This is a genomic window from Protofrankia sp. Cr1 (assembly GCF_963555865.1).
Classification (GTDB): Bacteria; Actinomycetota; Actinomycetes; order Frankiales; family Frankiaceae; genus Protofrankia.
Map to the genome: position 1 here is coordinate 17,980 of NZ_CAUVXO010000008.1, position 8,384 is coordinate 26,363.

6 protein-coding genes and 1 pseudogene are annotated in these 8,384 nt (G+C 66.7%); all 7 read right to left on the minus strand.

Going from position 1 to position 8,384, the window contains the following annotated elements:
• The coding region (dnaB, locus tag U9980_RS01925) for a replicative DNA helicase (RefSeq protein WP_322766427.1) at positions 1–2,528 on the minus strand (2,528 nt) is incomplete at its 3' end.
• A 621-nt stretch (positions 2,529–3,149) separates the two neighbouring features.
• Positions 3,150–3,596 carry a 50S ribosomal protein L9 gene (rplI, locus tag U9980_RS01930; protein WP_322751388.1) on the minus strand — a complete coding sequence of 149 codons (447 nt, stop codon included), beginning with the start codon at positions 3,594–3,596 and terminating at the stop codon, positions 3,150–3,152.
• 11 nt (positions 3,597–3,607) lie between these two features.
• Positions 3,608–3,844 (minus strand): 30S ribosomal protein S18, encoded by a 237-nt coding sequence (gene rpsR, locus U9980_RS01935; protein WP_131749434.1) that lies wholly within the window; start codon positions 3,842–3,844, stop codon positions 3,608–3,610.
• Between the two features lie 95 nt (positions 3,845–3,939).
• Positions 3,940–4,527, minus strand: a complete 588-nt coding sequence (locus U9980_RS01940; RefSeq protein ID WP_322751389.1) for a single-stranded DNA-binding protein — start codon at positions 4,525–4,527, stop codon at positions 3,940–3,942.
• Positions 4,528–4,540: 13 nt separating this feature from the next.
• Positions 4,541–4,861, minus strand: a complete 321-nt coding sequence (gene rpsF / locus U9980_RS01945) for a 30S ribosomal protein S6 (protein ID WP_322751390.1) — start codon at positions 4,859–4,861, stop codon at positions 4,541–4,543.
• 196 nt (positions 4,862–5,057) lie between these two features.
• Positions 5,058–6,491 carry a hypothetical protein gene (locus tag U9980_RS01950; RefSeq protein ID WP_322766428.1) on the minus strand — a complete coding sequence of 478 codons (1,434 nt, stop codon included), beginning with the start codon at positions 6,489–6,491 and terminating at the stop codon, positions 5,058–5,060.
• Positions 6,488–8,355: pseudogene (locus U9980_RS01960) on the minus strand (glycosyltransferase family 87 protein). Before U9980_RS01960 ends, U9980_RS01950 begins: the two are co-directional and overlap by 4 nt.
• Between the last annotated feature and the right edge of the window lie 29 nt (positions 8,356–8,384).

An 8,384-nucleotide genomic window follows, 5' to 3' on the forward strand; every position in this document is an offset into this window, starting at 1 on the left:
TTACGGTGCTTGGCGACGATCAGGTCGGCCTCGCCGGCGCGGGCTGATTCCTTCTCCACCGCATCCTCCCGGTACAGCAGGATCACCGCGTCCGCATCCTGCTCGAGCGATCCTGATTCGCGAAGGTCGGAGATCTGTGGGCGCTTGTCCGCACGCTGTTCCGAGGCACGGTTCAGCTGGGAGATCGCCACCACCGGGACATCCAGCTCCTTGGCCAGCAGTTTCAGTGAACGCGATATCTCGCTGACCTCCTGCTGGCGGCTTTCCGTCCGCTTTGGCGACGACATGAGCTGCAGATAGTCGAGAACAATCATCCGGAGGTCGTTGCGCTGTTTGAGCCGCCGGGCCTTCGCCCGAATCTCCATCATGGTCAGGTGCGGGCTGTCGTCGATGAACAGGGGAGCGTCCGCGACCTCGCCCATCCGGCGGGCAAGACGGGCCCAGTCGTCGTCGGTGAGCCGCCCGGTGCGGATGCTCTGCAGGGACACCCGGGCCTCCGCCGACAACAGCCGCATGGTGATCTCCATTCGGCTCATCTCCAGCGAGAAGATCACCGATGTCATCCCGTTACGGATGGACGCAGCCCGAGCAAGATCCAAACCAAGAGTCGAGTTGTGGGTCGGAATACACGTCCGGCCGGCCAGATAAAGATGATCTTCGTTATCGACCTCGACACAGCGAACAGGCACCGACCCAATAGGCCGTACCGCAGCGATGAATCGAGTGGATACAGTCGGATGGCCCGTCCACCGCAGTTTCTCCACCTTACGCGACAAACAAAAAACCTGCTGCTGTGGGGCAAAACTGATTGTGTAGCAGACCGAGCTTTCCGGAGTTCGCCCCTTGACATTCTTCGTGCTGACTGTGGCGCGACAGCCGAGGCTTTCTATCACTTCACGCGTATCGAAGGCAAGTCGTCTGCTGGTTACCGAGAACTGGGCTGTCGACCCGTTTTTGTGAACCGTGCCGTCGGTGTCGAGCAGACCCGCAAGCAGATCACGACGCTGGCGTTCACTTGATCGCAGGTAGCTCATTGGTATGTGCTTGTTTCCGAGGACACCGAGCGCCCGGAGAAGACCCTGGACTGTTCCGGCAGTCTGATGGCATGAAAGACACCGCGGACCGTAGCTGGTGACCGCGCTACCGCAGTCGACACAGCAGCGGGGCGCAAGCGGGGAGGCAAGGAATCGGAGCTTCCCACCGCATGACCGGCCGCAGGTACGCACATGGGGCATACGGTTACTGAACTGCACGCCACACACAAGACAACTACGATCTTCTTCATATTCGCATGGAAGCCGAAGCCGGTAACGGTACTTCACCGAAACCGACGGCTTGACGATATAACCGCGACACTCGATCTCCGCGATTATCTCCGGATCCGCGCTGGTGATACTCGCCGTGGCACTGGTTCCGTCGCCAAGCCACACCCCGAGCACATATGGATCGATTGGAAGGTCCGTCTCCGGAAGATCAAAGGGCATGGCGTTTCGAACGGCATGGTTAAGGCGGGCATCTGCTGTCGGGCATCGAAGCGTCGCCGCGATCTCTTCCGTCGTCACCACCGCAGGCCCGACCGGTACGCGGGCGTAGGCGCTCCCCTGCTGCGCATAGCGTCGAGCCCGCCGTGTTTCGGTCAGCCACTGATGCGCGGCATCCGCGACGATGACCGTGCCATCCGAGAATTCGACCTCATAGCAGGGGCGGCCATGCATCACCTCTGTGGCCGCGACCACATGAGTCGGCTTACCGTCGGCTCCCAGCAGCTGGTCGCCGACGGCGACGTCGCCCATGGTCGTCCAGCCGGTCGGGGTCGCGAGCGGGGTGTCGAGCGCCAGTGCCTTGCCGACGGCGGGCCTGGCCGCAATGATCCACAACTGGCCACCGTGCAGCCCGTTGGTCAACTCGTCCAGATCATTGAAGCCGGTGGGGACCCCGGTCAGTGACCCGTTGTGCCCCTGGATGGCTTCGATCTCCTCCAGGGCGGGGTTGAGCAACTCGCCGAGCGGGGTGTAGTCCTCACTTGAGCGACGTTCGGTGACCTCGTAGACGGCCGCCTGGGCGCGGTCGACGACCTCGTCCACGTCCTGCGCAGGGCCGAAGGCGAGCTGGACGATGCGGGTACCGGCCTCGGCCAGGCGGCGCAGGACGGCCTTCTCCGCCACGATCCGGGCGTAGTAGCCGGCATTCGCCGCCGTCGGCACGCTTGAGATGAGGGTGTGCAGGTACGCCGGCCCACCCACCCGTTCGAGCAGCTCCCGTCTGGCGAGCTCGGCGGCGACACTGATGACGTCAGCCGGTTCCCCACGGCCGTACAGGTCGCCGATGACGCCGTAGACGGTGGCGTGCGCGGGACGGTAGAAATCGCCCGCGGCGAGTACCTCCACCACGTCGGCAATCGCGTCCTTGGACAGCAGCATGCCGCCCAGCGCGCTCTGTTCAGCTGCAAGATCATGTGGTGGAGTGCGGTCGAACTCGACCGACCCGCCCGAACCACCCCGGGCGCGGTCAATGTCGGTCAGTGTCATGACCACCCCCCGTAGTGCCCCTCGTCGTGACCGCTCGTCGTGACCGCAGCTTGGACACACATCTCACTATCGAACATATGTTCGACCATCAGAGTGGCTTTGTCAATGTCCGACCGAGCGCCTCCGCACGGCCACCGCTCCCTCGATCATGGCTCCCCGATCATCACTCCCCCGATCAGCGGCGCCCTACCGGCGGCGCCGACTGTACGGGGGAGCGACCCGAAGCCCCAAAGAGTTATCCACAGAACCTGTGGACAACAGCTGTGGATAAGACCGAACTCCCTGGGGAAAGCATCAGGACAAGTCCCCCGAAGCTGTGGATAGCCGATCGGAAAATAGATCGTCCAGGCCAATGTCGCGGTCTGGCAGGCGTCGGCGTCATCCACCGCCTGTGGACGAAAGAAATCCGTAGATCCAATCACCGCTGCCCCCGCACGGCCGGCGACTCACGCTGTGCATGGATCCGACTGCGGACAGAAATACGAAAAGTGACCGCGATGTGACATCGACCGGCCGGTCCATCGGCCGGTCGGCAACACCGCGGTCACTCATACCGCCATACAGTCCCGTGCCGCCATGCAGTCCGGACCTTCTCAGGTGGAACCACTCCGGCGGACGTTCTCAGGCGGACACGACGTCCAGACTGACGGTCGCGACGACGTCCGTGTGCAGGTGCACCGAGACCGTGTGGGCACCCAGTGACTTGATCGGCTTCGGCAGTTCCACCCGCCTGCGGTCCAGATCGGGACCGCCGGCCGCCGCCACCGCCGCCACCACGTCCGCCGCTGTCACGGAGCCGAACAGCCGGCCTTCCTTACCCGCCCGGCTCACCAGCTGGACGGACAGGTTGGAAAGCTGGCCGGCGATCTCCTTGGCATGCCCGAGGTCCCGGACCGCCCGAGCCGACCGGGCCCGGCGGATCTGGGCGATCTGCTTCTCGGCACCCCGGGTCGCCACGATCGCGTACCGACGGGGGATGAGGTAGTTGCGGCCGTACCCACCGGCGACCTCGACCGTGTCACCGGGGCTGCCGAGGCCGGGTACCTCCTGAGTGAGGATCAGCTTCATCGCCAGCCTCCTCAGCGAGCCGTCGAAGTGTAAGGCAGCAGCGCCATCTCGCGACTGTTCTTCACCGCGATCGCCACATCACGCTGATGCTGACTGCAGTTTCCGGTAACCCGCCGGGCGCGGATCTTACCGCGATCGGAGATGAACTTCCGCAGCAGCGAGGTGTCCTTGTAGTCGATGTAGTCGCTCTTGTCCTTGCAGAACGCGCAAACCTTCTTCTTCGGTTTGCGCACGGCCGCCTTGGCCATCGTGCACTCCTATATGTCTGTGGGTTCGACCGCAGGCCCGTTCCATTCGCGCATCCGCAGGCCACACGGGCCACTCGTGGTCCGCTAGCGGACCACTAAAACGGGGGTTCCTCGGAGTAGGCGCCGGCCGGTGCGGACCACGGGTCCTCGACTGCACCGCCGCCGTATCCCGATCCGCCGCCGGCGGGCGCCGGGGCACCGTAGCCGCCAGCCCCGCCACCAGCCCCGCCGGCAGGACCGCCGGGCGCAGGCTGCCCGCCGTACCCACCGGGCGCAGCCCCGGCACTCGGTCCGCCATAACCGCCACCGCCGGCACCACGAGCCGCCTTGACGACCTTCGCCGTGGCGTACTTCAGTGAAGGGCCGATCTCCTCGACGTCCAGCTCGACCGAGATGCGCTCGTTACCCTCACGGTCGGTCCACTTCCGCTGCTTGAGCCGACCCTGGACGATGACCCGGGCGCCCTTCTGCAGCGATTCGGCAACGTGCTCCGCAGCCTGCCGCCAAATGGAACAACGCAGGAACAGCGCGTCCCCGTCCTTCCACTCGTTGGTGGTCCGGTCGAGGGTCCGCGGCGTCGAGGCCACGGTGAAGCTGGCCACCGCGGCACCGTTGGGGGTGAACCGAAGCTCGGGGTCGTTCGTCAGGTTTCCGACCACCGTGATGACTGTTTCGCCGGCCATGAAGCCGCTCCCTTCAGGCCGCGATCTTGCGTCGGGGCTTCTTCTTCTCGGGAAGCCGGATCACCTTGGTGCGGATCACCGATTCATTGAGGACGAGCTGGCGGTCGAGTTCGGCGACCACATCCGGCTCGGAGTGCAGGTCGATGACGGCATAGATGCCCTCGACGCTCTTACGGATCTCGTAGGCGAGCCGGCGGCGGCCCCAGACTTCGACCTTCTCGACAACGCCGCCGCTGGCGCGGACACCGGTCAGATACTGGTCGAGGGAGGGCGCGACCGTACGCTCTTCAAGATCCGGTTCGAGGATGACCATCAGTTCGTAATGCCGTGGCAAGGGTGAACCCACCTCCTGTGGACTCGGGCGGCCACGGAGGGTTCCGTGGCAGGAGGGACAGTGCCGCGTGTCAGAACGCCCGCACGTGCAACGCGCGCGGGCCAACGAACGGCAACCTGGCAAACACTACTCGATCCACGTCGACCAGCTCGCACCCGCACCGGTGGCCCGTACCGGTGACCGACACCGGTCGCTCTTAGTCGACCCACTGACCCTGGGTGAAGGCGACGACAAAAGCGGCCATGACGGGCGCACACAGCCAGATGTAGGCCGGCCGCACCCAGGGACACCGGGTCGCGACCCGAGCGAGCAGCAGGTACATCGGGAAGGCCACCAGAATTGTCCGGATCCCCGAGGCGTAGTAGTTCGAGCTGCTCATCAGCAACGTCGCAACGCCGACGAAGGCAGCCTCACCGAGGCGCGCCGACCACACCAGCGCCACGGTCAGGACTACGCCGACGACCACGGCGGCCATCTCACCACGCCAGAACCAGGTCCACGCCGAGGACTGCGACGCGTCGAAGGCCCCATGCCAGGTCGCCCGCCATCCCACCCAGGGCCAGTCGATGTCCCGGTGCCAGCCGACCCGCATCGCCCAGGCGTAGGAGTCCCACCGTCCGGTGCGCACCCGTAGGTAGGTGACGAAGGCGAGGACGGGCAACGGAGGCAGCGCGAGCGCGAGTCCCGACGTCGCGAACACCGGTAGCCCCGCGCGTCGCCGGCTGACGACATACTGCACCGCCAGCCCGACGCAGAAGGGGATTCCGGTGACCCTCGTCGAGGCTGCACCGGCGCCGAGCAGGCCGGCGAGCCACCAGTGCTGGCGGCGGGCGGCGAGCCAGGACGTGGTGGCAAAACCGAGGAAGATCGCCTCCGAGTACCCGGCGCAGAGGAATACCGCATAGGGGAACAGCAGCAGCGCGAGGACCGCGAAGTCCGCGGCACGGCGGTCCTGGTCACCCGGACCAGCCCAGAGCCGGATACCGCCGGCGGCCCGTCCGGTCCCACCGCGGGCTTGTCCGGTCCCGGCGGCGGCCCGTCCGGTCCCGGCGGCGGCCCGTCCGGTCCCGGCGGACACCGGTCCGGTCCCGGCGGACGACTGTTCGATTGACGCCGAAACCACCGGTCCGGTCGAGGTGGACGCTCCTGCGGCCGAAGTGTCATCGATCTGCATCTGCCAGATGGCCGCCACCGCCACGGCCCCCGCGACGAACGAGACCGCCATCCCCGCGACCGTCCAGTCACCGATGAACAGGTGGGCGAAGCGCATCGCGATCGGGTAGCCCGGAAAGTCCACCTCGGTGTGGTCGGTGTACATCGGGGACTCGTACCCGAACCGCGCGACCTTGGTGAACAGTCCGACATCCCAGCGGTTCCACAGCGCCGACACGCCCGGCAGATCAGCACCCGGTTGACCGGACAGTGCCCGGGATGTGGCCAAGGACAGCACGATGACCGTGACCCGACTGACGAACCAGATCGGCAGGGTCGCCCGGACTGCTTGCGGAATCCAGTTCAGCCACGTCCGGCCTATGCCGGGCGCACCGGACCCGGGCAGCGCGGCCAGGCCGGAATCCGGTTGGGCGTGACCGGTCCGGTCAGAGCCGGGATCTTCCGATGGCACGGTCATGGACCAGCCCCGACGGCCGCCGCCCATCCGCCCGGCCCGGCCTGCGTCGCGTCCCGGTCCGTCGCGGTCGCGGTGTCCGCCGTGGCGCGCATGGCCCGACGACTGCGCCGGTCTGCCGCCCCGTCGAGCACGCCACCCGCCGGGTCGTCCGCTCCGGTGACGCGGACGACGTCCAGTTCGGGCCGCAGGATCTCGCGTACGACCAGCGAGGCGAACACACACAAGGTGAGGTCGCGGATGACGACGGCGCTCACGAACCAGCCACGGTCGATCCCGGACGCTCCGTTGGTGTCGTTGTAGACGAAGTGCAGGAACCGGGTGAGCAGCACATATGCCTCGCTCGCCTGCCAGGCCAGGAACGCCGGCCACCGTGGCCGGGCCAGCGCGGCGAGCGGTACCAGCCACAGCGTGTACTGCGGCGAGAAGACCTTGTTCGTCAGCAGGAACACCGCGATCGTGAGGAACAACAGCTGGGGCAGGCGCGGACGCCGGGGCGCGAACCATCCCAGCGCGGCTATGCCGAGAAGAAGCATCCCCAGTACGACTATCGAAATGATGTTGAGTTTACGGTGGGGATGCCGTGCTCCCGGACATCGGTCAGCACCGCCGGGACACAGGCCGCGACCAGTAGCCACCCGGTGCACGCCACCAGCACGATCGGCCATCGCCAGGCCGGCCATCGCGACGTCGCCGCGATGGCGATGACGGCCAGCGCGATCCCGACCACCGCCATGGTGAGCAGGTGGACGGCGCCGAACATGTGGGTCGAAAAGGAGCTGGCCAGCCAGGTCGTGGCGAAGGCCAGGGAGTCCCAGTCCGGACCGCGCTCGGAGTTGAGGTCGACGAAGCGCAGCATCGCGTTCGTCCCGTCGCCCCAGTGGCCCCCGAGCTTGCCGAACCAGTCACCACCGGCCCACAGCGTCGTCCAGATGCTGTCGCCGACCCGTTCATCGCCCTTGAAGTACCCGGCAACCAGCCAGAGGGGCACCCAGACCGCCAGTGCGGTCACCACGGTCGCGACGAACGTGCGGACGAAGGGCCGAATTCTGCCCGCACGCAGGGTGAGCACTGCCAGCGGCAGCAGGAACAGCACCGGGTAGAACTTCGTCGCCGCTCCGAGCCCGATCAGGATGCCGGCGAGCGTGGGTGCTCGGCGTGACCAGGCAAGCAGGCCGGCGGCGGCGAACGCCACCGCCAGGATGTCCCAGTTGGTCATGAGATGGAGCACCAGAACGGGCGCGAGCGCGACCAGCGCGGCGTCGAAGGCTCTGGCCCTGCCCGCGGTCAGGGCCGTGGCGAACACCGCGACGCAGGCCGCCACCAGGAACAACAGAGCTGTGACGTCATAGAAGGTGGCTGTTCGATGATCGATCGTGTAGCTGGCTACAACCTGGCGGCCACCGTCGTCGCGGTACACCGGCTGCGACGGCGAGGCGAATCCGGCGACGGATGACGCGAACTGCATGGCCGCGCCGATCAGCGGCGGGTATTCGGTGGGGTAGTCGAGGAAGGGCCGCTTGCCGTTGGCCAGGCCCTCCTGGCCGTACAGGGCGACCACGTCGGAGTAGCACATGCGCGTGTACTGGTACTCGTGCGACCAGTTGCGGGTGTCGCGGCACGGTGCCTTCTGGGCGTAGGCCAGCAGGCAGATCAGGACGGTGAAGGCCATCAGGACCCGCAGTGGCGTCCACCAGCTCCGGTTGACACCGATGCGGGCATGCGCCCCGGGCGGACCACCGATGAGCATGCTCGCACCGGCAACCACGGGGTCCTCGCCCGACGGACTCACCCGTCGGGCGGGCGCCGTGGGACGCGACACGTCCGGATCCGTCCCAGGATGTGTCTCCCGGCAGCCATCAGCCATGGGGCATTCTCACCTGACCAGCATGGGGC

Bases quoted from the DNA above. Each gene is read 5' to 3' on its own strand.
- rplI (WP_322751388.1), bottom strand. From the start codon at position 3,596: ATGAAGCTGATCCTCACTCAGGAGGTACCCGGCCTCGGCAGCCCCGGT.
- U9980_RS01950 (WP_322766428.1), bottom strand. From the start codon at position 6,491: ATGACCGTGCCATCGGAAGATCCCGGCTCTGACCGGACCGGTCACGCC.
- rpsR (WP_131749434.1), bottom strand. From the start codon at position 3,844: ATGGCCAAGGCGGCCGTGCGCAAACCGAAGAAGAAGGTTTGCGCGTTC.
- U9980_RS01940 (WP_322751389.1), bottom strand. From the start codon at position 4,527: ATGGCCGGCGAAACAGTCATCACGGTGGTCGGAAACCTGACGAACGAC.